The organism is Silvanigrella sp. (assembly GCF_044369315.1).
In the GTDB taxonomy this organism is placed as follows: Bacteria; Bdellovibrionota_B; Oligoflexia; order Silvanigrellales; family Silvanigrellaceae; genus Silvanigrella.
The window spans coordinates 18,901-43,327 of sequence record NZ_JBIPMD010000003.1; the positions used below are offsets into that span (position 1 = coordinate 18,901).

General features: G+C 29.1%; 36 protein-coding genes. 16 read left to right on the plus strand and 20 right to left on the minus strand.

The window, feature by feature from the left end:
* Positions 1 to 41: 41 nt before the first annotated feature.
* Both ACIQ56_RS00570 and ACIQ56_RS00575 read right to left on the minus strand, forming a co-directional pair.
* Entirely contained in the window at positions 42 to 611 is a 570-nt protein-coding gene (locus ACIQ56_RS00570; protein WP_397599136.1) for a hypothetical protein, read from the minus strand.
* A gap of 34 nt (positions 612 to 645) precedes the next feature.
* Positions 646 to 858 carry a hypothetical protein gene (locus ACIQ56_RS00575; protein ID WP_397599137.1) on the minus strand — a complete coding sequence of 71 codons (213 nt, stop codon included), beginning with the start codon at positions 856 to 858 and terminating at the stop codon, positions 646 to 648.
* Positions 859 to 1,113: 255 nt separating this feature from the next.
* Here ACIQ56_RS00575 and ACIQ56_RS00580 point away from each other — a divergent pair, with 255 nt between their 5' ends.
* Positions 1,114 to 1,788 carry a hypothetical protein gene (locus ACIQ56_RS00580; protein WP_397599138.1) on the plus strand — a complete coding sequence of 225 codons (675 nt, stop codon included), beginning with the start codon at positions 1,114 to 1,116 and terminating at the stop codon, positions 1,786 to 1,788.
* A 251-nt stretch (positions 1,789 to 2,039) separates the two neighbouring features.
* Here ACIQ56_RS00580 and ACIQ56_RS00585 read toward each other — a convergent pair whose 3' ends face one another.
* From ACIQ56_RS00585 to ACIQ56_RS00650, 14 genes are all read right to left on the minus strand, one after another.
* Positions 2,040 to 2,405 carry a hypothetical protein gene (locus ACIQ56_RS00585; RefSeq protein ID WP_397599139.1) on the minus strand — a complete coding sequence of 122 codons (366 nt, stop codon included), beginning with the start codon at positions 2,403 to 2,405 and terminating at the stop codon, positions 2,040 to 2,042.
* Between the two features lie 133 nt (positions 2,406 to 2,538).
* Entirely contained in the window at positions 2,539 to 3,192 is a 654-nt protein-coding gene (locus tag ACIQ56_RS00590) for a hypothetical protein (RefSeq protein ID WP_397599140.1), read from the minus strand.
* A gap of 18 nt (positions 3,193 to 3,210) precedes the next feature.
* Entirely contained in the window at positions 3,211 to 3,987 is a 777-nt protein-coding gene (locus ACIQ56_RS00595; protein WP_397599141.1) for a hypothetical protein, read from the minus strand.
* A 329-nt stretch (positions 3,988 to 4,316) separates the two neighbouring features.
* Complete coding sequence (locus tag ACIQ56_RS00600) at positions 4,317 to 5,843, minus strand: VapE domain-containing protein (RefSeq protein ID WP_397599142.1); 1,527 nt, start codon at positions 5,841 to 5,843, stop codon at positions 4,317 to 4,319.
* A complete protein-coding gene (locus tag ACIQ56_RS00605; protein ID WP_397599143.1) occupies positions 5,840 to 6,031 on the minus strand; it encodes a hypothetical protein in 192 nt (63 codons plus the stop codon). Before ACIQ56_RS00605 ends, ACIQ56_RS00600 begins: the two co-directional genes overlap by 4 nt.
* The gene (locus ACIQ56_RS00610) at positions 6,028 to 6,225 is read right to left on the minus strand and encodes a hypothetical protein (RefSeq protein WP_397599144.1); all 198 of its coding nucleotides are present in this window, start codon (positions 6,223 to 6,225) and stop codon (positions 6,028 to 6,030) included. The genes ACIQ56_RS00605 and ACIQ56_RS00610 overlap by 4 nt, the downstream gene beginning before the upstream one ends.
* Before the next feature lie 13 nt (positions 6,226 to 6,238).
* Complete coding sequence (locus tag ACIQ56_RS00615) at positions 6,239 to 6,424, minus strand: hypothetical protein (protein WP_397599145.1); 186 nt, start codon at positions 6,422 to 6,424, stop codon at positions 6,239 to 6,241.
* Complete coding sequence (locus ACIQ56_RS00620) at positions 6,417 to 6,686, minus strand: hypothetical protein (protein ID WP_397599146.1); 270 nt, start codon at positions 6,684 to 6,686, stop codon at positions 6,417 to 6,419. The genes ACIQ56_RS00615 and ACIQ56_RS00620 overlap by 8 nt, the downstream gene beginning before the upstream one ends.
* Before the next feature lie 244 nt (positions 6,687 to 6,930).
* Positions 6,931 to 7,743 (minus strand): RNA ligase family protein, encoded by an 813-nt coding sequence (locus ACIQ56_RS00625; RefSeq protein ID WP_397599147.1) that lies wholly within the window; start codon positions 7,741 to 7,743, stop codon positions 6,931 to 6,933.
* Between the two features lie 41 nt (positions 7,744 to 7,784).
* Positions 7,785 to 7,958 (minus strand): hypothetical protein, encoded by a 174-nt coding sequence (locus ACIQ56_RS00630; RefSeq protein WP_397599148.1) that lies wholly within the window; start codon positions 7,956 to 7,958, stop codon positions 7,785 to 7,787.
* Positions 7,955 to 8,242, minus strand: a complete 288-nt coding sequence (locus ACIQ56_RS00635) for a helix-turn-helix domain-containing protein (RefSeq protein ID WP_397599149.1) — start codon at positions 8,240 to 8,242, stop codon at positions 7,955 to 7,957. Before ACIQ56_RS00635 ends, ACIQ56_RS00630 begins: the two co-directional genes overlap by 4 nt.
* Positions 8,243 to 8,281: 39 nt before the next feature.
* Positions 8,282 to 8,629: a hypothetical protein gene (locus ACIQ56_RS00640; protein WP_397599150.1), complete on the minus strand. Its 348-nt coding sequence runs from the start codon at positions 8,627 to 8,629 to the stop codon at positions 8,282 to 8,284.
* On the minus strand, positions 8,626 to 9,018 hold the full coding sequence (locus ACIQ56_RS00645; protein WP_397599151.1) for a hypothetical protein: 393 nt from the start codon (positions 9,016 to 9,018) through the stop codon (positions 8,626 to 8,628). Before ACIQ56_RS00645 ends, ACIQ56_RS00640 begins: the two co-directional genes overlap by 4 nt.
* Positions 9,019 to 9,228: 210 nt before the next feature.
* Positions 9,229 to 10,656, minus strand: coding sequence for a DEAD/DEAH box helicase (locus ACIQ56_RS00650; protein WP_397599152.1), 1,428 nt, complete (start codon positions 10,654 to 10,656; stop codon positions 9,229 to 9,231).
* 174 nt (positions 10,657 to 10,830) lie between these two features.
* On the opposite strand from ACIQ56_RS00650, the gene ACIQ56_RS00655 reads away from it, so the two are divergent.
* The 8 genes from ACIQ56_RS00655 (at position 10,831) to ACIQ56_RS00690 (ending at position 14,986) form a co-directional block, all read left to right on the plus strand.
* Positions 10,831 to 11,013 carry a hypothetical protein gene (locus ACIQ56_RS00655; protein ID WP_397599153.1) on the plus strand — a complete coding sequence of 61 codons (183 nt, stop codon included), beginning with the start codon at positions 10,831 to 10,833 and terminating at the stop codon, positions 11,011 to 11,013.
* Positions 10,967 to 11,857 (plus strand): YqaJ viral recombinase family protein, encoded by an 891-nt coding sequence (locus tag ACIQ56_RS00660; RefSeq protein WP_397599154.1) that lies wholly within the window; start codon positions 10,967 to 10,969, stop codon positions 11,855 to 11,857. Before ACIQ56_RS00655 ends, ACIQ56_RS00660 begins: the two co-directional genes overlap by 47 nt.
* 2 nt (positions 11,858 to 11,859) lie before the next feature.
* Positions 11,860 to 12,654 carry a recombinase RecT gene (locus ACIQ56_RS00665; RefSeq protein ID WP_397599155.1) on the plus strand — a complete coding sequence of 265 codons (795 nt, stop codon included), beginning with the start codon at positions 11,860 to 11,862 and terminating at the stop codon, positions 12,652 to 12,654.
* Positions 12,655 to 12,664: 10 nt separating this feature from the next.
* A complete protein-coding gene (locus ACIQ56_RS00670; protein ID WP_397599156.1) occupies positions 12,665 to 13,075 on the plus strand; it encodes a single-stranded DNA-binding protein in 411 nt (136 codons plus the stop codon).
* 8 nt (positions 13,076 to 13,083) lie between these two features.
* Positions 13,084 to 13,356, plus strand: coding sequence for a hypothetical protein (locus ACIQ56_RS00675; RefSeq protein WP_397599157.1), 273 nt, complete (start codon positions 13,084 to 13,086; stop codon positions 13,354 to 13,356).
* The gene (locus ACIQ56_RS00680) at positions 13,353 to 13,763 is read left to right on the plus strand and encodes a D-Ala-D-Ala carboxypeptidase family metallohydrolase (protein WP_397599158.1); all 411 of its coding nucleotides are present in this window, start codon (positions 13,353 to 13,355) and stop codon (positions 13,761 to 13,763) included. The genes ACIQ56_RS00675 and ACIQ56_RS00680 overlap by 4 nt, the downstream gene beginning before the upstream one ends.
* A 92-nt stretch (positions 13,764 to 13,855) precedes the next feature.
* Entirely contained in the window at positions 13,856 to 14,326 is a 471-nt protein-coding gene (locus tag ACIQ56_RS00685) for a hypothetical protein (protein ID WP_397599159.1), read from the plus strand.
* Positions 14,327 to 14,380: 54 nt separating this feature from the next.
* Positions 14,381 to 14,986, plus strand: a complete 606-nt coding sequence (locus ACIQ56_RS00690) for a GNAT family N-acetyltransferase (RefSeq protein ID WP_397599160.1) — start codon at positions 14,381 to 14,383, stop codon at positions 14,984 to 14,986.
* On the opposite strand, the gene ACIQ56_RS00695 is transcribed toward ACIQ56_RS00690, so the two are convergent.
* Both ACIQ56_RS00695 and ACIQ56_RS00700 read right to left on the minus strand, forming a co-directional pair.
* Entirely contained in the window at positions 14,975 to 15,217 is a 243-nt protein-coding gene (locus tag ACIQ56_RS00695; protein WP_397599161.1) for a hypothetical protein, read from the minus strand. The genes ACIQ56_RS00690 and ACIQ56_RS00695 overlap by 12 nt on opposite strands.
* A 199-nt stretch (positions 15,218 to 15,416) precedes the next feature.
* Positions 15,417 to 17,324: a hypothetical protein gene (locus ACIQ56_RS00700; RefSeq protein WP_397599162.1), complete on the minus strand. Its 1,908-nt coding sequence runs from the start codon at positions 17,322 to 17,324 to the stop codon at positions 15,417 to 15,419.
* A 466-nt stretch (positions 17,325 to 17,790) separates the two neighbouring features.
* Between ACIQ56_RS00700 and ACIQ56_RS00705 the strand changes: the two genes are divergently transcribed.
* Genes ACIQ56_RS00705 through ACIQ56_RS00720 form a run of 4 tightly spaced genes read left to right on the plus strand, consistent with a single transcriptional unit; the run spans position 17,791 to position 20,612 of the window.
* Positions 17,791 to 18,468, plus strand: coding sequence for a hypothetical protein (locus ACIQ56_RS00705; RefSeq protein ID WP_397599163.1), 678 nt, complete (start codon positions 17,791 to 17,793; stop codon positions 18,466 to 18,468).
* A 13-nt stretch (positions 18,469 to 18,481) separates the two neighbouring features.
* Positions 18,482 to 19,297 carry a VUT family protein gene (locus ACIQ56_RS00710; protein WP_397599164.1) on the plus strand — a complete coding sequence of 272 codons (816 nt, stop codon included), beginning with the start codon at positions 18,482 to 18,484 and terminating at the stop codon, positions 19,295 to 19,297.
* Positions 19,285 to 19,860, plus strand: coding sequence for a hypothetical protein (locus ACIQ56_RS00715; RefSeq protein WP_397599165.1), 576 nt, complete (start codon positions 19,285 to 19,287; stop codon positions 19,858 to 19,860). Before ACIQ56_RS00710 ends, ACIQ56_RS00715 begins: the two co-directional genes overlap by 13 nt.
* Positions 19,857 to 20,612 (plus strand): metallophosphoesterase family protein, encoded by a 756-nt coding sequence (locus tag ACIQ56_RS00720; RefSeq protein ID WP_397599166.1) that lies wholly within the window; start codon positions 19,857 to 19,859, stop codon positions 20,610 to 20,612. Before ACIQ56_RS00715 ends, ACIQ56_RS00720 begins: the two co-directional genes overlap by 4 nt.
* On the opposite strand, the gene ACIQ56_RS00725 is transcribed toward ACIQ56_RS00720, so the two are convergent.
* Positions 20,609 to 21,022, minus strand: a complete 414-nt coding sequence (locus tag ACIQ56_RS00725) for a hypothetical protein (RefSeq protein WP_397599167.1) — start codon at positions 21,020 to 21,022, stop codon at positions 20,609 to 20,611. The two genes, ACIQ56_RS00720 and ACIQ56_RS00725, sit on opposite strands and share 4 nt — an antisense overlap.
* Before the next feature lie 253 nt (positions 21,023 to 21,275).
* On the opposite strand from ACIQ56_RS00725, the gene ACIQ56_RS00730 reads away from it, so the two are divergent.
* From ACIQ56_RS00730 to ACIQ56_RS00740, 3 genes are all read left to right on the plus strand, one after another.
* Positions 21,276 to 22,253 (plus strand): hypothetical protein, encoded by a 978-nt coding sequence (locus ACIQ56_RS00730; protein WP_397599168.1) that lies wholly within the window; start codon positions 21,276 to 21,278, stop codon positions 22,251 to 22,253.
* A gap of 14 nt (positions 22,254 to 22,267) precedes the next feature.
* Positions 22,268 to 22,567: a hypothetical protein gene (locus ACIQ56_RS00735; protein ID WP_397599169.1), complete on the plus strand. Its 300-nt coding sequence runs from the start codon at positions 22,268 to 22,270 to the stop codon at positions 22,565 to 22,567.
* A gap of 61 nt (positions 22,568 to 22,628) precedes the next feature.
* Positions 22,629 to 23,357, plus strand: coding sequence for a hypothetical protein (locus tag ACIQ56_RS00740; RefSeq protein ID WP_397599170.1), 729 nt, complete (start codon positions 22,629 to 22,631; stop codon positions 23,355 to 23,357).
* Here the strand turns inward: ACIQ56_RS00740 and ACIQ56_RS00745 are convergent.
* Entirely contained in the window at positions 23,351 to 24,319 is a 969-nt protein-coding gene (locus ACIQ56_RS00745) for a hypothetical protein (RefSeq protein ID WP_397599171.1), read from the minus strand. The genes ACIQ56_RS00740 and ACIQ56_RS00745 overlap by 7 nt on opposite strands.
* Positions 24,320 to 24,427: the final 108 nt, after the last annotated feature.

Sequence of the window (24,427 nt, forward strand, 5' to 3'; positions counted from 1 at the left end):
TATTAGCATTAAACTACTCTTAAAACAACTTCATAAATTCATTATTTAAATATACTTTTCATATCAAATTCGTAATCATTAAGTTTAAATTTTTTCTTACTTTCATGTATTATTTTAATGCAATTTTCAAACTTGAATTCAACCCGCTCATTTGCTTTTATTTTAAAAACTAACTTTGCAGAATAATCAATAAGGATATAATAAAATTGACTTCTTATTTCACTTAATTTTTCTAGTATTTTTAGATAAAATTCTCGTTCTTTATTGCTCATTGCAACAACAAAATAAGCGTGTGGTAGTGTAAATATTTCAAAATCTCTTTTTTCATCAAAATTAACAGCTATATCAAAAGTAATTTTATTAAATTCATCTTGATAAATTTCTGAAAATTTTTCGACTTGGTTCTTGCCGTCTTCACTTAAAACATTATATAAATAATTAACTATTTTATTTTTAGCATCTGAATATATCGGCATTTCTATAATTTTATTATCAACTAAACTATATAATTTTTTACTTTCTTCGTTAATATTTTTCAACATTTTAATTTTACTAGTGTTATTAAGGTAAGGAAACTTTTTATCTAAAAACGATATTTGTTCTTTAAGCATTCTTCTCTCCTAAGAATTATTATTAAAATCTGCATTAAGGAAGCATTCTTTTTTCCATTTCTCGATTAATTATCTTTTTAATTTCTTCAAAGATATCTAAATTTGTAGATTTAATTTGAACATTACCATTTGCATGTAGCACGAGTACCTCTAATTTATCTTTGTTAAATTGAAAAGAAATAGTTTTATCTAAATTTATATATGTGAAACATTCATCATTAGCTGGCAATTTAATAAAATCAGTCATTTTAATACCCCTATTTAAAAATAATTCTTTGTTACCTTAACTCATGTATATTAAATTGTAAATAGTTGTATGGGATTATTTGATAAGTATTTTTATATTACTCAAAAATTTGTCGTAATATATTATACACGAATACAGTTCGCACACTATTACAGCAATCTAACTAATTACTTATTTTGACAAATATTTTTAATTGTTTATATTTCAAATGGTAACAATCCAGTTATCAAAACAATTTTTTCTATGAGGTTTTGTATGATTGTATGTCCATGCAAGAAAAAAAAATTATTTATACCTAACTCAATTGAACGAGTACGAGAGTTTTTTATATTTTGTTCTAATCTTGAAAAACATCCATTTATTATAGCCCATAAAAATGGTGGAACTTTAAATTTAAATATCATTGAAAATGGAAAGTTCAAATTAACTTTCAACTTTGATGAATATCATCTTGAAAGTTTATTAACACGAGTTAGACAATTTTTAGCAAAAAATGAACTCTTTTATTTTAAAGATTTAAAAAAAGATGTAATTAAAGTATTTGGCGATGATAAAGAATTTGAAAAATTTTATATTGAGCTTGTAAATAAAATAAATAAAAATTTTACTGATCAAAGGGACAAAATCGAAATCAATGGAAAAAATTTAATCGAGAAAAATAATTTTACTCAACTAATGAAATATCGATTGTATACAGGCGCAATTCATTCTAGCGAGCGCATTAGTTCACCGCCAGATAGTGTTCAAAAAGGACTCGTTAATGATCATTGCTTGGCTTCTAAATATTTAACAATCTTTCTTGCGTCAAAAATAAATATAATTGTTCAACATATTTTTAACTTTCGATTACGTATATTAGAGATAGCTAAAGATAAAGATAAAATTAATTTATTTTCTGAGCTTTCAAATTTTAGTGATCGTAAACTGTAATATAATTATTCAAGTAATCATTAAATATATACGATTTGCATTTATTGTGGCGGGGGTAGGCAGTTTTGGAAGTCGACCCCCCGCTCATGAAATTGACGGGGTACCCCTATATACTAAGCTTTGCGTATTAGTTCACACCTTAAGCTCCTCTCGAACTGCTATACAACTAGGCGAAATTGTTACCCAAACTCACCCACCATAATGCTAGTTATCATAACTGAGTTTTTACGCCCGAAAATATGGCAATAAAATCACTCATTATCTACCGTTGAACTAGTACAAATTGTTAGTGTATCAGTCCCTTGCTCTCTCGATTTAAGCTCTAATAAGTGCGCTCTCATAGCCTCGATTTGGGCTAGTTGTTGGTCAAGCGTTAAATTATTGCTCTTATTTTCATCATCTTTTTTAAGGTCAATTTCTTTGCGATCTCGCCACTCATTTGGGAACCTGTTCTTTAAAAAAAAGATTAACGGAATAGGATTTGCTTTAGCATCGCCTTGCACTTGTAACTTTAGTTGAGTTTCAGCCCAAAGCCTAGATAATCCGTCCGCTACTTCTTTCGCTTCCTTAAACTCTGGATATAAAACAAGCCAATTGTAAATCGTGGACTTATTCACTCTCAATAGTCCTGCAAAGCTTTCAAAGCTATAGCCAGCCCCCAAGTGTTCAATGAGAGTTTCGCAATATTCAGGCTGGTACTTTGTTGGATGTCCGCCCGATCTTTTCGGTGCTGGTTTTGTTGTTTCGTTATTACCTACATTCATTTAATTTTACCCTTTTCATATTATTACTATCTAATAATTTTTTATTTTCTGGTTCTAATAATTCTAATAATTTATAATAAAATCCTAAAGATATATAAAAATCAAATTTATCAGTATATTTTTCATATTCATAAACTAGAAGTTTATAATCTCTAAATTTTATAAATGTTTTTCTATCGTAAAATTGGAGTTTTGAATCTTGAAGGATCTTTAATTCTGCACATAATAATTTATATATTTGATTTATGTTATCAATATACTCAAGATGAAATTCTCGAAATTCTGGATCTTGGAGATTGTGATAATTCCATTCATCAAGATTTTCATCATCTAATATTAAAAATTCTCCATCAGAGTATTTAAATAAGTTTTCATTAATATTTATAGAGTTTTCATATATTGATTCATCAATAATTTTCTTAAAATCTTCATTCTGTTTTTCTTCTTTATGTTTATTAAATTTCATGATTAGGAATGGAACAAAAAAAGCTATTGAAGGAGCTATAAGGAATTTTAAATCATGCTTAGATATTAAGATTGCAATACTTAGAATAGCAATCCATAAAAACATAATAATAAGAATATGATTAGCTATAAAGTTAATTGTTATATTACTTAATCTATTATATATATTTTTCATATAATGCTACCTTTTAATTTACTTCTTAACTAAAAAAGCTGTTTTTATTCCGTTAAATTCATCATAAAAAATGTGTATTATTTCGCAATTTTTACCACCCCAATTAATATTAGATCCAACTTTTGGTTGATTTGTTCCTAGATTATCTATTGGTACTAAATAATAATCATCATCTCTTTTCTTTCCTAAATACTTTAAATATTCAGTATTTGCATTATCATGAGTTCTCCAATGAGAATCTAATAACTGCCTTTCTTTGTCTCTTTCTCTTATAACATCATCTTTTGACTTAATAATATTATTTTTTTCAATCTCAAGTTGTTTTATTTTATCTTGAATTAATTTTATTTTTTTCTTTGCCGATTTCAATGATAATTCATTATTGTTTGTATATATCTCAACTACAATTGGTTTAATATATTTAAGATAAACAAATATAAATAACATGGAATAACAGAAAGGAATAAACCAATAAGCTTGACCTAATAATGTATAATTTGATTGTTCAAACATATTAAAATATTTGAATATTTCTACTGTTAAATCAGGTATTTTATTTTCATGAAAATAGGCTAAAATCTTTTCTATTCTATCACTTGGATTTTCAATATCACCTAATATAAAAGCGGCGAAAGCTTTCCAGTTATAAATTATAAAGAAAAACGCAAACGATCTCCAAAGTGGATCACTGGCTCTGTCTTCTAGGAACTTTAGGATAAACCCGCCAAGTGTTTTAGAAATTTTATCATTCTTTTTTGTTGTTTCTTCTTTTTCTGTTTTAACTGGTTTATTCATTTTTTGCCCTCATTTTAATCAAAACCCATTAAAAAATCATTCCTTCTGTATATTCTGTGCTAGATCTGTGCTTCTTCTGTGCTAAAACTTTTCTTACTCTCTGTTATACAATTCTCATTTAGCACATATTATACAGAATATATCATCAAAATTAATATAAAAAAAAATTAGCATATGAACACGCCCGAAAACGTGTAAATGCGTGTGTTGTAAATTCTCCGTAGGTATTTTGTCGATTTCTTCTGTTCTTCTGTTCTAATGGGTATTTGTTCAACTGAGAGTAATAAATCTTTAGCACAGTTCTTCTGTGCTTCTTCTGTGCTTCTGTGCTAAACATAGGCCATCGCTTTGTCTGAAATTTCGATATTGAAATTATAGTAACGCTTGCCAGAATACGGATAAGAAGCAACTTTTAATTTGGACTTAAGCTTTATACCGAACACACGTTTTGAATCGCTGTAAAGGCCGTTTAATCTGCAAAAATGGCAATAGTCAGCGTAAACATTATTGACCTCAGATTTTTTATCTCCGACAACAAGATTTTTTTCTTCGATCCATTGTTCGACCGAGTTTTTATCTCTGTTGGATTCTTGTTGTTCCTTTATTTCTTTTCTGCAAGTCGCAATAAAAGGTTTGTCCAAGGCTTCGTCCACATCTCGCCAGATAGCTAGATAATCAATTTTATTAATCGTGTCCCAATCGCAATTGCCATGTATTTCTATCTCGTAAAATCGGCGCATCCCAGTTTCGTCTCTGATTAATAAAGAAACGGGCTTATTGGACGTTCCGATAAACGTACAATTATTTTGTACACGCATCATATTGTGAGAATAAAGTAACCGAAACTTAATAAAATCGGCTGTAATGCGTTCTTTAATTTCCTCGATATCTGCTTTTGTTGCGCCTTTCATCTCGTCAAAAAACATGATGTAATTTGACTCAAAAAATTTCGAGTTTCTGTCATCAATTAAATCCGTGAACTTACCCTCGATCCATAGGCCGTCTAGTGGGCTGAGAAGTTTTTTAATAGCTTCCGATTTCCCAATGCCTTGAGAGCCGTAAATAATGGGCATGAGATGATCATAAACTTTAAGACCAAATATTTTGCGCTTTGTCTGCCAAATAAAATGCCTAAAAATCATGTCAGCAATAAAGTCATATTTACCAAGTAAAGCCGTGATAAATTTCTCCATATTACCGTTTAAATCTTGGGTGTAAGTAAGTTTTTCAATTATCATAATACGAATCTTTCTTTGTTCCGAGGAAATTTTTAAATCTAGTGCATTGCGTAAAACTTGAAGATTAATTCGGGTTTTTTCTGGTTTGTTTGAAATAAAGTCACAATTCAGGGTTGCAACTAAATCATCAAAGGGAATTTTTTCGCCTTCCATGTGAAATTCATTGCAAGATTTCATTTGAATTTTTCTCGAATTAAACCATACATCTAGCCATCGTCTTGGGTCGTTTTCGATAATAATATTATTAATTTCTGACTTAGCTTCTAATTGCCACGAATCATCATCTGTTTCTTCACGATGTAGCGACGGTTCCGAAATAAAATTGCATTCGGATTTCCACGCAATAATTGCTTCGTTAGCGGTTTTAGAGTCTGTTTTTTGCGGCTTTCTTATATTAATACAAGCGTTTTTTAAGTTTGTATATTTAATAAGTTTACAAATTTTATTGCGGTAATCAATTATTTTATAATATCTCTCACCATCGCATAAGTATTCTTTTTCTAACATCGCTATTATTTCAAGAAAAATATCGTTATCTCTTAATGCGTTTATTTGTCTTTTTTTAATATTTTGTTTCTGAGATTCTTTCAAAATATTAATAAGATTATTATCGCTCATTTATTGGCCTCAAGAGGCAAATTATCAAGCTCTTTAATTAATTTATCAATCTCCATATTTATACATTTAATAAGATACCCCCAATCACTTAACCAACCACCTAAATCTAATTCTCTATTTGCATTTGCAATGCAAAATTCTTTATCTAACAAAAGATTTTTAAGTTTATATTCTCGAACATCTGTCATGATTTTTTAGATCCTATTGAAATAATTTTTTTAAATAAATTTTTAAACCTACTCCAAAAGCTTGGTTTAAGATGCTTTAAAGATAATCTTGAAGCGTCAACAATGTCGTCATTTGCTGGTCTTTGAAATGAACTTAATTCTTTTTTTAAACTTCTTACCCATAAATAAGAACGTATTATTTTTATTACATTCATGATTAAAAACCTCTTAGTTTTCAAATTTTTTGACCAAATTTTTACAATAAGCTTCTAAATTTTTGTCTTCAAACACTGGCTTGTTTTCTTCGCTAATTTTATCAACGTGATTTTTAAAAATTTCTTCAACTTTACCAAAAGGCAGATAGTCTCTATTTAAAATAAAAAAGAATGCTTCTAATTTTTCCTTATTAATCATTTAAAACCTCCTGTTTATTTTTCGATTTTATAATATTGCAACGAAATGAATTTTTTTCCATATAAGTAAACAAAATGTTATATATTTCTTCATAATTTAAAACATAGTTTTGATCTAAAATTATTTCTTCTAAAGAGTCTGCAATACCTTCAAATGATAAATGTATTTTATTTTTTTCATTGTTAAAGTAAATATCTTTAATACTTACTAATTTAATAAACCTTATATTAGAGTCTTTAAAAACAATCTTAAAATATTCCATTTTAATTATCTCCTATTTTTTAATTTAGATATAGTTTTGTAGAAACGTCTGACTTTTCTTCGTTTATAGTACTCGTTAAGGCTTTTATAAATAATTTTATAATCTTTATAATTAAAAACTATTGAAGTGATAAATAAACTTATAATTGCTATAAAAATAGCTTTATATATCGTAAGTTCAAAGTGAAATAACGATATACACATACTCAAACTTAGAAGTAAAATTGATTTTAAAATTCTTACCATTAGATATTTCCATTATAATTGACGGCTATAAATTCCTTTAAAAAAATACAAACATCTTTTTTTATTTTGAATTTATTATCTTCAAATTTTTCTTTAGATATTTGATTTTCTTCTATTAAGTCATTTATATAATCATGTGCAATATCTGGAATAGTTCGAGGAAAGTTTTTTAAATATCTTTCATCTTTTGATAGCAATTTTTCAAGCCTTATTGGCTGTAATAGATCTTCGTACACATCGCTTATTGTCTTGGGTTTTTTATCAGTACCCGAACGCCATCTTGTTTCTTCTGGATCAAAAACTTTTTTATATCTGGTGCCATCAATATCTACGACAACGCCTTCAACACGCATAAAACCATTAACTAATTTTGATCCATTTTCTTTTAAGTCATTCATTGTTTCATATATTTTATCAAAATTTAAATCACCATTATATAAAACTGGAACAATAGAAGTCCTTGGCGGTAAAGGTCTTTCTGTTGGGAATTGCCACCAATTAAATAATACAAACATGCGTTCGTTAATTCCTTCGCTCGAATTAATTCCATGCCCTATCCACTCGCCAAAATGATGTCCCTCTCCTAATTTTTCAATGAATTCTTGTTTATTTTCATACACAAATTTAGCAAATCCATAGTTGTCATCAATTGGGGTTATCCAACGAGTACGAGAGCCACATTTTAAATCTAGCTTTCCTGTATTTTTATCTAAATAAATATAAACTTGTGCATTTGTACCGTGTAGTTTTTGCGTAATCGACATTTTAGCTTTATGTAAAGCCTGTATTTTAGGGAATGATTTAAAATCCATTTTAAAACCTCATGTTTAATATATTAACGATTAAATACTCATCATTCATTAGTATCATTTTCTGAAATAATTTTATCCTTTGTTTCATTACTTAAACTATATAAATCATCAATAAAATCGTTAAATAAATTATTAATATTTTGATTTAATCTACATACAAGTGATTCAACATCTCTTAGGTTTTCATTTAAAATATTTTGGATTCTGTAACTCATATCAAATCCTTTTTAAGAACTTCAATAAGTTTTAAAACAACATTTTTATCACTCTCTTTTAATGATTTAAAAATGTCATTATTTTCTGTTTTAATACCTAACAAATAATCACAACTAATATTTAATGAATTAGATATTTTTACTAAAATATCTAGATTTGGTAAACGACTACCACTTTCATAAAGTGATATTGCAGACTCGGATATGCCTATAATATTTGCTAATTGAAATTGTTTTAATCCTTTTGTTTTTCTTATTTCTTTTAATGTTTTTGCAAATGACATAGTAAAGATCCTTATTATTTTAATTTCATAACAACTTCTTTATTTCGCAAATTCTTTTTTAACAAAAGAACTAATACCAGCTAAATAAGCGCCACAATCGCCTATTTCTTCAATAATTCTTTCAATATTACGATTTTCTTTATTACGTATTTCTTTTTCTAGTTCATCCACTTCTACACGCAATAATTTAATTTGATCTAATGGGTTGATTAATGACAATGAGCATTTTCTTTTATTTTTTTCTGAGTTTAATTGAGTAATTGTTGCCAAGTATAATATTTTAACATCCATATAATGCCTATTATACATACTATTAATATTTTTTTCTTGTTTAATAATTACATCTTTACTAAAATTTGCTTCAATAATTTTATTTAATGCTGTCATTTCTTTTTCTCCTCAGTGTGAAAATAGGCTATACCACCAAATAAATTAACAATTCTTATAAAATTTTCTTGTTCTTTTGTTGCTTTACCTTTTAACGTTTTCATTTCTACTGCTTTAAAAATCGCAATCCTTTTTCCAACCATATTAGGCGTAATAATTATTGATTCCCAACCAATACAATCACTTGATCCTTTAAATAATCCCGCTCTAATTGGTCTAATTGGTGTAATTAATTTTTTGTTTTTAAAATCATACGCCACCCCTATTGCTGTGTTGTTTCTGAAAAGCCTTGTATAAATTGCATTACTATTTTCTAAATTCGTAAATTTTTCTTTATCTTTCGATTGCTCTATCATGTTTTCTTTCATGATAGTCATTTCATTTTTCATCCGTAACCTTCATAAATATTAAATTTTTCAATATGATTTTGACAAATTAAACATCGATACCTTCCCACCGTGTAAATTTTTTTATTACAACGTAAACATTTTACTAATTTAATTTTTAATAAACTTAAGCCTGCGGCTGCGCGCCCTTTATTTATTTTTTCAATTTCTTTTAATTCAGTATTAAAATTTTTTGATTCGTATTTGTCGCCTTCATAAATAATAATTCTTTGTTTTGTTTTCTTTCCAATATTGGTTTTTGTACTTTTCTCGAGCTTTTCTTTTACCCTCAAAGACTCTTTCAGCCCATCCATTTGAATACTTCCGTTGTTGTTGTATTTGTAATAATTTATCGAGAGTGTTTGCATTTTGAACCTCTTTTTTTAATTTAATTTGAATTAATGCGCGTTCTTGTTTCGTTAATTCCGTTAACTCGCCATGTTCTGTTTTTAATTTTCTAATTTCTGATTTATATGTATGCCCACATGTTGGACAAGTTGGCGCTGGTTTGTGAGCACAATAACAAATTGGGCACTGTTTTATTTGTGGTGTGGGTTCTGATTTTTTTCTTGACTTTTTGTTGCCTTCCAACGACCATTTTATAGGTGTATCTGCAAAACCATTTCTTAAAACGTTTCCAACATGGTCAAAGAAAAAAGCAAATATTTTATTTTTTGCATTGCGTGTTATTCTGCCCATTTTTTGCTTGTGTTTTACTAGCGAACGTGTGGGACAAAGATCAATAGCAGCTACAACATGGGGGACGTCGGTACCCTCTGATATAACGTCTACAGAAGTTAAGACGTGAATTTCACCAGAAGCTAACGCTTTTAATAATAGCTTTCTAGTTACTTTATTAAGTCCGCCATGAATTACCTCGGAGGCAAAACCATTAGCGGAAAATTCAGCGGCCACACTTTGCGCGTGGCGTATTGAGGCACAGAAAGCAATTGCAGGAGAGCGAGGGCAAATACGGGCATAGTGTTTTATTGCGTCGCCCGTAATGATTGATTTATCTAGGCGCTCCTCAAGCTCAGAAGCTACATAGTCGCCACCAACCGTGCGCAAGCCGCTAAGATCAACAATTTGAGGAGGAACAAAGTAACGAATAGGACACAAAAATTTATTATCTGTTAACCACTCTACCGACGGGGCTTCAATCAACAGATCATAAAACCTACCTAAACCCTCGCCGCTAGATTTTATCGGTGTTGCTGTAAAACCTAACGAAACACTCTCTGAATAATAATTTAAAACCTTTCCCCATTTATTATCTGCGACGTGGTGGCATTCGTCGATTATAATTAAATCGGGTTTTTTGTATTTATTAAAGCGTTTTATTAGAGAATCAACAGAACAAACTTGTACATTAATATCATCCTGACTTGGATAATCTGGAGATATCATTGCGTGATTAATATTAAAATTTGTTAGTGTATCAGATAATTGATCTAAAAGTTCTTTTCTATGCGCAACTAAAAAAACTCGTTTTAAATTACTGACAAACATCTGAACTATTTTAGCAATGATGACAGATTTTCCCGCACCCGTTGGAGCCATAACACAAATTCTATGTACATTATTATTAATTTTATTAAATATATTTTCTATTAATTCGTCTTGATATGGCCTTAATTGCATTTTTACCTCCGCGGTAATCATGCAATATTTTTTTTTTTTGTTGCAAATACGATTTGGCAGAATGGCGAAAGTGGCAAAATGGCAAAATGTACAAATAGGATAAAACGCCCAATTGCCAAAACGTATTTGCAAATACAAATAGAAATAAAATAAAAAAATGTTGGAGGTAAAAACATGAAATCAGTTACGCTAGATCCAGAAACTCATAAAATTATAAAATTAAACTCAATAAACGAAAACAAAACAATTCGTGAATATATACGCGAATTAGTTCTACAAGCAGGAATAAAAAAGATAGATGTTACAAAAATTGAAGCAAACAGAAACACAGAACCAAGAAATCAAAACATTAAATAACAGGCATGAATATATAGGAAGTACAGAAGTTGCAGCTATAATAGGACTAAGCCCCTATCAAACGGCATATGATGTTTGGTGTCATAAAAAATTAAAACAGGAAAAAGAATTTAATGATGGAACCCTAGAGCGCATGTATTGGGGTTTGTTACTTGAGCCAATTTTACTTGAAGAATCTGCAAAAAGATTAAATTTAAATTACACGGGTACACAAGTACACATTAGACATTCTGAATACAATTTTCTAGGATCAACCGCTGACGCTCTAACAGAGAATGATGTTATTGAAGCAAAAACAACTGGTTTATTTAATAAAAGTTTCACTGAAGAAATACCTATTGAATATTATGTTCAAGGAAATTTCCATTGCGGCATGCACAAAAAAGAAAAATGTATTTATCCCGTTTTGATGGGAGGGCAAAAGTTCCGAACATATTTAATTGAATTTGATGAAAATTTTTATCAGTTTTGTGTAGATGAGTGTGTCAAATTTTGGAAAAAATATGTTGAAGGAAACGACGAATACCCAGCACCAGCAGATAAGATAAATGCCGTCAAAGATTCTCAATGTGTTGCCAATGAAAATATTATTAAATCACTTGAAAATATTTCTAAATTAAAAAGCAAAATTAAATTACTAGAAACTGAAAAAGAAAAAAATGAAATAGAAGTAAAAAATTTCATGGCAGAAAATGAAATACTTCTGGATGAGTTTAATAAAAAGCTATGCACATGGAAGCAAGCGGAAAGAATATCTATTGATAATAAAAAACTTGAGGAATATTTAGGCGATAAATTCAATGAATTTAAAAAAACAACCACATACAGAACATTTAGGATGTGATAATGAGTAAAACAGAAGATATAAAGAAACAATTAATGCAACAATCAAATGCACAAGTTCCAAAAATAGAAGAGAAAAAAACAAATTTGTTAACATATTTTACAGAAAATACATTGTCACAATTTGGTAAAAATTGGAATGATAAAGAAAGAAAATATGCTTCAAATTTAGTACAACATTTATATACAAAAGCCAAAGACAATCAAACCCTAATGGCTGCTATTAATTCGGATAAAATAGGATTTTTAAGCTGTATTTCTAAAGCTATTACATTAAATTTACCTATAGTTGCTCATGATATGTTTTACTTAATTCCATACTCAAATACAGTGACATTTCAAATGTCATATCAAGGTTATTTAGAACTAGCATGGCGTGCAGGTTTGAAACAAATTTGCGTTAGAGAAGTATACGAATGTGACGAGTTTATTTGTGAATATGGCTCAGCTCCGAAATTAACTCACAATCCAAATTTTAAAGAACGCTCAAAAGATAAAAAAATTATTTATTTTTACGCAAGTGTTAGATCTGAATTTTCAGAACCAATTTTTGAGGTCATGAGTTACGACGAAGTGAGAGAACACGCTTCAAAGTATTCAAAATCTTATAATACGAATACAAGCCCTTGGAAGACAGATTTTAATGAAATGGCAAAAAAAACTGTGCTTAAAAAAGCTCTAAAATATCTACCAAAAACAGAGGACTTATCTAAATATTTAGTACATGAAAATGAAATAGAAAAAGATTTATCAATTACAGAAGAAAATCTTTTAATAGAAGAATCTATTAACTCGTAAAAGGAAAAAAATGTCAGGACTTAACAAAGTTATTTTAATCGGCAGACTTGGCAGAAACCCAGATATTCACGCTACGCAATCAGGTAAAAAATGCGCTTCTTTTTCAATCGCAACAAGTGAAACTTGGGTACAAAATGGAAATAAAGAAGAGAAAACAGAATGGCATAGAATAGTTGCATGGGATAAACTAGCAGATTTATCAGAAAAGTACCTTAAAAAAGGCATTAATATATATATTGAAGGTAAGCTTCAAACTAAAAAATATAAAGACAAAAATGGAAATGATTGTAGCGTTACAGAAACAATTGCTAATCAATTTTGCTTTATAGAATCTCTAAAAAAGGAAGATTCCCAACAACAAATAGAAACAGAACAATATACATCACCAGATCGTCCAATGAATGACGATATTCCATTTTGAGGGAATTAATGAGCGAAGTTGATCCTATATTACGAGGGTTAAATACTCCAGCAGCTTATTTAATTTATTCACTAATTGTTTTATATGGTGTATATAGATTTATCATGAATATTTCAGAAAAATTTATTGAAAAAGTGACAGCTCAACTTGCAAGCATTAATACGGCAATTAACAACACAAATTCTGAATTATCTAAAACAAGAGAGAGCCTTGTAGGACTTCAACACCAACACTTAAATTTAGAAGATAGAGTGGAGAAAATTGAGGATAAAATCAAATGAACTTGACTCAGAATTTTACACTTGAAGAGTTTGAATATTCAAATACAGCAATTGAAAATAATATAATTAATAAAGCAAATAATGAAGTAGTATATAATTTAAAAGAGTTATGCAACAACTTATTAGAACCTTTAAGAGATAAATTAAACAAACCCATTATAGTAACATCTGGTTATAGATGTTTTGAATTAAATAAAATTGTTGGTGGTGTTAGTAAATCACAACATCTTGAAGGCAAAGCTGCTGATATAATTGTTAAAGATTTATCTACAGAAGATTTATTTCATTTTATTAAAAACAATTTTAAATTTGACCAACTTATCATTGAACATATTAAGGGTAAAAATTGGGTGCATGTTTCTTGGGATGGCGCAAATAATAGAAATAATTCTTTAAGGATTGGATAGATTTAATGCTCCTTAAATATAAAATCATTATATGTTTAGTTGTTTTGGTTTCAGTTTTTTTTATTGGCAGGTTTTCAGTCAAAGAAAAAATTGTGACAGAGACTAAAACAATTAAAGTAACAGATTTTGAAGAAGTAGCCCATCTTGTAAAAGAAGAGCTTAAAAAAATTTCTTCTCAAAAAAAACAGGTTAAAACTATAGACAAAATTAAATTGCCAGACGGAACAATCAAAACGCACGAAACAATAGCAACCGAAAGTAAAAGAGAAGAAACGGGAAACATTGCAAATTTCGTTTCTGTAGATACTAAGGCTAGGGCTATGCAAGAAACTGAGCTTAAAACGCCTAGAAATGATTTTGCTTTAGAAATGCAGGCAGGTATTGAAAATAGTTTCACAAATTTTTCAGACCTTCCAAGAACATTCGAATTTTCGCCCAATGTTTCAGCAAAACTTAATTATAGGGTAACGGGCGACTTGTGGGCTTTTTCAAGAATCAAACACGAAATTTTTAACAACAATAATTTTTACGAGATCGGGATCTCGCACAGACTCGAATTTTAAATAGGGGTGTCCCTAGTAGACGGTCTAAAAACAACGTTAAGGAAAAATATTTTAATGGAACAAATTTTAAATTACCAAGTAGAACAAGTAAATAATGAACAATATTGGAACACTTACTATAAAGAATTTATGCAGGACTACCCTGATGAATTGACTTTTATTAGAGAAGGACTTTTGACACAAGACCAATTAAATAAAAGAAAAGAGTTACTAAATAAAACTTCAAATATTTCACACTATTTAATTTTAAAAAATGGCGACAAAGCTATTGCGTTATTCCGTGGTGAACAGAGAGACATAGATGTTTATTATTTACGACACGGAGTAGTTAAAAAAGAATATAGAAAACATGGGATTTTATCCGAGTGTTTAAACAAAGCGATAGAATATTGTAAAGAGGCTGGCTTTGTGCAGATTATATGCTGTTTTGTTCTTTCAAATAACAATATTTTGTCGCAAATGATCAAAAAAGATTTTTACCTTACAGGAGTAGAAACACATGCAGAATATGGGCAAATTGGATGGTTAACACATTTTTTAAATGAAGACCTAAAAAAAGCTTATATATTTAGGTGCGGAGAACTCAAATTAAGCAAAAAACTTTATGATAATTCAGAGAAAAACTTAGAAAAATTAAAAGAAGTTTTTTCAAGCTTCTAATGTTTCCCTATATTTTTCAATCACCAAAGTTGAAATAAATTTATGAACGTCCATGTTTATTTCAGCTCCTAACTTAACAGCAGACCAGTAAATATCATCATCTAGTGAAACTCTTTTTATTTGTTTTTTCTCAGATTTTCTCGAATGGATGATATGATTTTTACAAAAATAATTACCGTTACAATCTCTTTTTGTAGCAATCTCACTACACATTTCGCACATTTTTTCCATGTTATTTTCCTCCATAAAATCTATCTACGTCCAATCATAGCAAAATTTTTAATGAATGCAATTAGTTAAATTATATTATAGTTGTTTTTTATAACAGACAAAACTATACAAATTTTAGACAGTTTTACCAATACAAACCACACTATATATATAAAGTAAAAAATGTAAAAAACAATAGATGTTTTAAAAAAATGTTTAATTAAAATGGAATATCAAAATCATGTTCATTCAATTTATTTGAGTTTTTCTTTTTAAATTCCAAAACTTTTTTAGCAAAACTTTTTTTTCTACCACAAAGGATATCAGAACTAATCGGATGTTTTTCTTTGTCTATTTTAGCGTTCCAAATTCGTAATTTTTTATTATTTTTTTTCGGATGGAAGAAATTTTTATCTGTTAATTCAAAAGAAACTATTGTTTTTAATTTTGGTATTATTTTTTTTAATTTATAATGCCTCGAATCTGTGACGCATAAAATAAGATTATCTTCATTATTAAATAGCCCAATTTTTCGATTGTAGCGAACAACCGTTATCTTTTTAATGCTTAAATTAACAGCATTATTCTTTGTGTTATCAATTTTTTTGATATTGCTGTTTTCAGCAAATACGCTATTAATTAAAATTAAATCGGGCTTAATTTTTGGGTCGCCTGTTGGGGTCACGGGATTTTGTTTATTTTTCTCTTCCACAGCAGGGCATGCTGGAGTAGGGGCAATGCTTAAGGCAGGGGGTGGCTCCCTTCTGGTATTTGACGGCTCTAAAATCGGGCATAATTTTAGACCCGAATCAAAATAAAAACTATCATCTGCTAAAAAATCAGGCAGACAGTCTGGCTTAATGCCAAATGTCTCTTTTCTGTTCCTATATATAGAGCGAACGGTGTTTTTAATTTGATAGCTTTTGCATTCCTGCGAACTCTCAAAATTTGTAATCCATTTTATACGTAAGTTTATCTTTTCTAATGCTTCTAACTCGGAATAGCCCGCCATTTTATAGTATACTGCCCAAGACCAAATCGCTAAATTTCTTTCACCGTCTTGAACTAATTCTGGTCTAATTAATTTAGGATCTACCTTTTTAGTAACTGCTTTTTGGTTCTTGTATATTTGTTTAGCTCTCTCAATTTTCTTTTTTAAATCATCTGTATTTTTTGCTGTTAGAGTGATAGTTTTATCAGCATTCTTAGTTATATCCCATAATTTATTTGCTTCTCTTAAGTTACAAAAATCAAGGTCTTTAATACTCCTCGGGCTTAGTCCTGAAATGATTTCTATTTGCTTTAAATTTAAAGTAACTGGCTCAAAAGGTTTACATTTAACAAAATTATTTTGATTAAATCCCCATTGCTCTATTTGTTCTTTTTGTTTATTATTTTCATTTTTTACTTCAATTTCACCAAGAGTATATAAGAATAATCTTGCAAACTTTTCTTCAACTATTGCGTTATTATATAGTCTGCATGTGTTTTCTTTTTGTATACGATCAAATTCTGACTTAGAAGCATTAAATAAGTTTGATAAAAAAGGTGTTTTTTTAGAAACATCCTTTTCAAACCTTTCATTTTTGATTCTTTTAGTTAATATTTTATTATGAAATAATATATTATCTTCATTTCTGAATGATGAAAAATCTCTATTTAATCCCCTCGCTGCGGGGTCAACGCCTAGACCTTCTGTCTTAAATATTTCAATTAAATAGTTCTGAATTAAGTAACAGTTTCTTTGTGTTTTATAAGTTTTTTGCTCTAATGAAAAAGGATTAAATCCAAATAATATATGAATACCTTTTTTACTATAAGATTTTAAAGCATATTCGATATGTGCAAAAATTAAAGGATATTTTTCTGATAAATAAGATTTTATTTTAGGCCAGTCGAGAGCACCGTTTATATCTAGCCATCTATCTTCCGCTCTGTGCGCGTCTAAATCTAGCATTAAATGTCTGAGAACTTGCAAACCGTTTGGATTTCTAATCGCACAACTTTGTAAATCTGGGGTTTGTTCCCGCTCGCAAAACCCAGCTAAACGGTTGCCATCATTATCAAAAAAATACTTTTTATAATCGTATTTTGCGTGCTGTGGTAGAAATATTTTGGCTAGAGACATGCAACCCTTTCAAGTTGCAATCGCATTTATAGCGTGTTAGGCTATTTATAGTACGCGGACGGTAAAGTCCTCGAACTATGCGAAAGTGCAAACTTTTGTATGTAGTTGTGTAATTGGTTGCTCGTAGACGTCGCCAAACAGAATGCGAGTTCCCAAAAACTATAGTAACAATAATGTGGCTAAACCACAAGCTCCGCTCTCAAACCCTCACTAGTGTGTTCTACATCAGTGGGGTTTTTCCTTTTATACTCAATTGTTAATTTAATAATCAAAATTATATCCTTTATAATTAAGGTAACAAAATTCACGATCGAGCATTTTAAATATTTTTTCAAATGCTAAGTCAACTTAACTAGTTTGAGGTCACTAGTCAATCCTTCGCTAAAATTTTCGCATTAAAATTCGCTAGCTTGATTGACTAGTTGTTAGATCTTAAGCTATTTTTATTTTTCTTACGGGGGCTATCGTGAAAACAACGGAACATCAAATTTTGCCAAATAGTAATTACAAAGATATTTATGCTATACGGCGCGATAATTTAATATTATTAGCAGAACGCTATGCTAGTTATGCAGAATTAAAAACAATTTTAGGTATATCTTCAAGCTATTTGTCTGAATTAGTATCAAAAGATTTAAGAAAAAAAGTTTCAGATAACACAGCACGACAAATCGAAGTCGCCGCAGAATTACCAAATGGATGGCTAGATAATATCCATACAGGAAAAACAGAGGATATAAAAAAAATCCCTGTTTTCAATATTGAACAATTAAGTACGAAAAACCCTGTGGCTTATAAGCATTTTACTATATCAATTAGTAACGAATATATTTGCGATTTCTGTCTTGAAATAGGTACTAATTTAGAAAACCCTCTTTTACCATCAGGAACTATTGCATTATTTAAAAAAACAACTGACCCAAGGTTTTTGAGAAATGGTGATGTTGTAATTATTAAAAAAGGTAGTCTCATTTATTTAAATTATTATAAATTAATTTCAAACAAACGTTATTTAGTAAGCTTATATAATTTAAAAAAGGAGGAATTATTTGATGACAAAATTATATTAATAGCAAAAATGGTATATGCAATTATGAAAAATGTTTCTGGACTAAACTCAAATTTTGATTTTGAACTTGAATAAAAAGGAAAATAATATGGCGGTTAAATTTATAAAACAAGAAGATATTTTTACTCAAAAACCAACACTCATGATGTATTCATATTTAATGTCATTCCTAGTTTTAATACAATTAATTTGTGATGTTGTTGCGTTATTAACAATAAATATTTCTAGCATACATTTATCTGCCAGTGGTGTTATTTTTCCAATTGCATTTGTATTAGTCGGAATTATTGCAAATATATACGGAGCGGAAAGAGCAAAAAGCGTTGCAATCGCTATGACTATGGCTCAATTTATTTTTTGTATAACTGTTTTTATTTTTGCTTCTGTAAAAACTAACAATACATTTAATGATAATGGTGTATCACAAAATTTTAGTGCTTATTTTATCAAATATTGGAGTGTAACATCCGCGGGTATTTTAGATACATTTATCCCTTTATGGATATGCTCGGTTTTAACTTCAAAATGTAAAAAATTGTTTGTCTGTAAAACAAGTAAAAATGCTGGAGTATTTTATAATTTTCCAATTATTGGTTATTTTTTATCAATTTTTATTCCACTTTGTTTGTCACAATTATCATTAGTTCTAATTACATACACAATTAATTTTGGTTTAGGTGTTGGAGTAAGTTTATCAGATTTATTTAATATAATAACAAGTACTTATATTTATAAACTATGTATAGGATTGTTGATTGCTTTATTTCTTACTAGGCCATTAACAAAGTTATGTACTTATTTCGATAAAATTGATACTTATGATTACGGTGTATCTTACAATATATTTCCAAAAAAAGGCAATACTGGCGTCAATGTTTATGTGAATAAAATATGTCAAAATTAATATCTACAAAACTAAAAAAAATAATTAATTTCTTTATACATATCCTTAAAAATACTAGGGGTGTAAGAATTTTACAATGCAAAGTAGATGAAAAAGGTAAGAAAATTATCACATTTCAAGCGCTAGGTTCTTTCCATTCTGATGAAATTGAATATGACGAATATAAAAAAGGATTAATATATGACACAGAACCATCAGATGTTGAATTAGTTTCAGTTTTTTTTCATTCTAATAATTTTGAGAAATATAAAATATATTGTTTTGATCCAATTAATAATAGTATATCTATATGTGATTATTATCAAAATAATATAGTTAAAATAACTTCTGAAAATTGGACAGAATCAATCAAATACTTAAAGCATATGAAAAATTTAGAAGCTCAACATATTGTTAATACAATAGTGAATTTTGAAATTAATAACTATATAAATAGTCAAGAAGAATTACTTTTTAATAATATTGAAGAAAATATAGATAAAAATTATCTAGAATTAGATAAATTTGAAAACTCAAATGTAATTCAATTTAATGATTATAACGAATTAAAGAGGGTAAAATGAAAATCATACAAATTTCTGACTGCCACATAAAAAATGATAATTCATTAGTTTATGGTGTTAATTCTAAACAAAGATTATATGATGTAATAAATAATATTTTATTTTCAAAAATAGAGTTTGATTTTATCTTACTTACAGGTGATATCTCAGATGATGGAAGTATAGAATCATACGCATATGTTAAAAATATACTTTCAAAATTAAATAAAAAAATATATTTCATAAATGGAAACCACGATTTAAAAAGCAATTTAATCTCAACATTTTCAGATAATCAAATGTTTATTAATTTAGATGAAATTTTAATTGAAAATTGGGTTTTTATTGGCCTTGATTCATGTATAGAAGGAAAAGATTTTGGCAACTTATCTGATTCTGAACTTAAAAAAGCTGAAATAATAATAGATAAAGCAAAAAAATTAAATAAAAATTGTGTAATTATAACCCATCATCATCCTTTACTTGTTGGAACTCCTTTAATTGATGATTGTCCTATTATGAATGGCTCTAATTTAGTTAATCTTATAGAAAAAAATAACCATATTAAACTTCTTATTACAGGCCATGTTCATAATCGTTATTCAATTCGTATAGGTAACAATGCTTTTTTAGAAACTGGTTTTTCAAGTTTCGCACAATTTCAATATACTGGTTCAAACGAATTAACAGACATTGATAAAGATAATTTTGGGTATACATACTATGATTTAAGTGAGAATTCATATAAGTGTTATTCAATTTTAATTGATTAATCTTTTAAAATACCACGAAGCCAGCCCGATACGCCCGTTTGTTTTTCCAAAACCGCCTGCATTTCCTTGTGTCGTTGTAAAAGCTCACCCTGCAACTGTTCGTTACGCTTATCAATGCGATCAGATCTCGCTTTCTCTTCGGACAGCATTCTGCGGAGATCTTCAATCGTACGACGCAATTCTGCGATCAGTTCATCGTTGCTATTTGTGGGTAGCTGTTTTTTTGCTTCATTAGTAGAGATCGATTTTGTGAGTGCGATCATATGCTGTGTTAACTGTTCGGATCGTAACAGCACACGCCCACGATCATCTTTTTTAGTATCTACCAAGCTTTTGTCGACAATTCGGCGTATTGCCGCTGTGCTCTTCTCGTAACGTTGCGCAGCTTCTGCGATCGTTAACCATTCCATAAGCCCCCCTTTTCACGAACCGAATACGAATACATTACGTAACAACCTCTAGCATAATATATGCGTATTGATATGCGCAAAACTGTTTGCGTTAATCTTCGGACGGTGTCCGCAAACAAGTATGCGTTACTTTATAGCAAATATTTGTTTCTTTAAAATTTGACTCTGATTATTTTTTGTTTGAAAATAATTTTGAAGCGTTTGAAAATAGTTTTTAAATTGTTTCAAAATTATTTTTAATGAGGTCTAAACTATGGATTTTGCAAAAATTGAATCTATTGTCTCAAAAGTTGATAAATTTTTAGCCCATAAAGGTTCTCAAGTTGGTTTTAAACAAAAATTTTTCGCTGTTGGTGATATATGCCGCAAAGCGGAATTGGAATGGGATCGCCCATTAAATGCCTCGCCAGCCTCTGAACATTGGCAAGCTCTTTTTTTTGCTGCTCTTTTAAAACACAATGCTAGCGAATGTAACATTGTTGTAGGAGCACCATATTTTTTAGTTGACAGATTTAAGAATGAATTACCTAAAGGAAAATTCGAAATATCCTTACCTGACAATACTATTAGATTAATAAATATTAATGAAATAAGCGTAATGCCTGAGTGTGCCGCTCATGCTTTGGCGTTTACACAACAACTAGGGACACACTCGCTAGTTATTAGTGTGGGCTTCGGAACGGTTGAACTAGGAGCCGCTACAAGCGAGGGAATAATTGATAAATCATTAGCCTCAATAAATTTTGGTTTACATCAGGCTGTACCATTTTTTCGTAACGAATTGAGAGCCATAGGTTACGACAATCCACTAATAAGAGATGATCAATTTTTTTATTGGGATTTACTACTACAAAGAGTTGCCGAAAATGATGAAACTTTGTTACTTAATTATAACAATAAAGTTTGGGAAGCAATAGACTTAAAAATTGCAATGGATAACGCCTTAAATAAATATGCTGATAACCTAGTTAAACAAATCGCTAACTATTTCAAAAAATTTGACACTAAAATGCCGATAGTTGCAACTGGTGGCGGGGTTCGCCATAAGATAGTTGCGCATAAATTAGAAGAATTTTTTAAATCAATTAAATATAATTGTTCAATCGCAAACGATGAAACTAGCCTTTTATCGGCTGCGGTAGGTTATCAATATGTAGCAAGAGAATTATATGGCAATAAAGGAATTGGTATTGATATAGGTAATCATAGCGTAGTAACACTATTAAAGTAAATGAGGTATAAAGAATGGAAAAGGAAAAAAAAGGGGCTTCTGATTTTGTAAATGTAAACTTAAAACTAAACTTAAAAGATTCTGATACAAATATTGCCAATATAGCTAAATTAATTCGTGAAGGTTCTTATGTAGATGATAAAAAAATTATAAAATTAAAAGGTAAAGATCTAGTAATGTATTTATTAGCTGCGAGGGTGCAAGAACAAAATAAAATGTTAAAAGAAGAACCTCAAAAAGAGATTGAAGCTCCTTTAATAATAAATAATAGTCAAGATAAATTAAGTAAATTTGGTGTTAAAACTCCAAATTAATAATATTGATTTAGTTATTAATTAATGTTAAATATTAGTCTTCGAATTTAGGAGATTTAAAATGATAAAAAAAGGAATTTTTATTGTAGCATCTTTAATGATAGTAGGTTGTGGTGTTAAAAATAACGAGAATAATAACGCATATAATACTCAAGATGAAAAGCCATTAATAACAAATATTATTGATGCAACTCCTAAAACTGATCCTTTAGAACCTAAACCAAAACCTATACCAGAACCCGAACCAATCAAACCAGATCCAAAGCCTGAGCCTGTAATATCTGAGGCTTTAAATATGCTTTCAGACAATGAAATAAATTTTAAAATTTCGACAGCTAAAAAAGGCATTTATTCGGATTGTACAAAGCCAATAACTGAAAGAGGCGTTACAGTTCATTGCACGATTGATAATGCATTTAAAACTATTGATGGTGATTTTCACATTAACATAAAAAAAGAACTTCCTAATAAATTAATATTTACTTATACTGGTGTTTCTATAATTAATAAAGAATATAATTCAGATAATGGATTAGCAAAAATTGATTGCAGCAATAAAACTGTGCAAGAAGTATTTTTTTATGAAAAAGGTATAACACCATCTAAAATACAAACAATTGAAAATGGCTGCAAAACAAATGGCCTAGTAATGGTTCCGTTAATAAATAAATATTCTTGGTTTAATAGCAATGAATTTTTGAATGGAATTTTTACTGAGGACGGCTCATTTGTTCTTAGTCCCTATCGCCGTCCTGATAGATCACAGGTTGTTTATTTAGAATCTTATTGACATTCAGCCTGAATATTCTTAGATGTATCCTCACCTATTAATGTTCTATATTCAAACATTAAATTATCAAATAATTCGGGAACAGAAGGAAATTGCTTTATTAAAGAAATATCCTTATTAGAATCATAAATATTTTTAATATTATTTTCAACTCTATCTCTCATACTTGTTAATATATTTTGCATATTATTATATAAAATATTCATGTTAGATATTTTTTGATAAGATCCCATTTCCCAAGTAGAACTTTTTGCCATAATATAGTTTATTGTTCCAACTAATGGGTTATTATTAGACCCAATTATATTATCAATTTGTTGTTTTGCTTCCCTGCTTGAAGTTTGCCTTTTCATAAAATCTAGGTTCGATTTTAAATAAGATAACTCTCTATTAAGCTGATCAGATGACAATGTCCCAATATTATTTCTTAAACTTTGTGATAAATCTGAAACAATTCTTGACTGATAATAAGAATAATTTAATGATTGCATTGTGCAAATATCACGCTTTAAACCTAAAATTGATGACGCTGATAAATCCTGCTCAATTTTTATAATTTCCAACTTACAAGCTGCGTTATATTTAGCTCTTCTTGTGTTCATAGGAGATAGATCTTTGATAACTAAACGGCCATTTGCTTCACCCTCTATTGTCCCACCAAGGTATCTAAAATTTCCTAATGTTAGATTATCTGACTCAGAAACGATATTGATATTAGTTAATCTGTTAGCATTGCAAGAATAATTATAATCAATTTTGTATTTAAACTTGATATCTTTTCTTTGTGAAAATTCGAGTGTTCCTAAAATTGGCTCTTCTCTTGCAGTACAACCATACATAATACCATTATTATCTAAAATACAATTTTGATAAATATTATCGTTAATATTTATATCTGCGTAAGCAGAACTAAATACTAAACATGAAAGTAAAAATATTTTTTTAATGGTAGGTAGAGACATGACTTTTATTTCCTTTCAAATAAAGTAATTCATTGCCATGAAACCCCTGCAGAACCGGACTTGTAGTTTTCCCACATCCGGCTCCCAGAGATGATATTCATTGCGTAG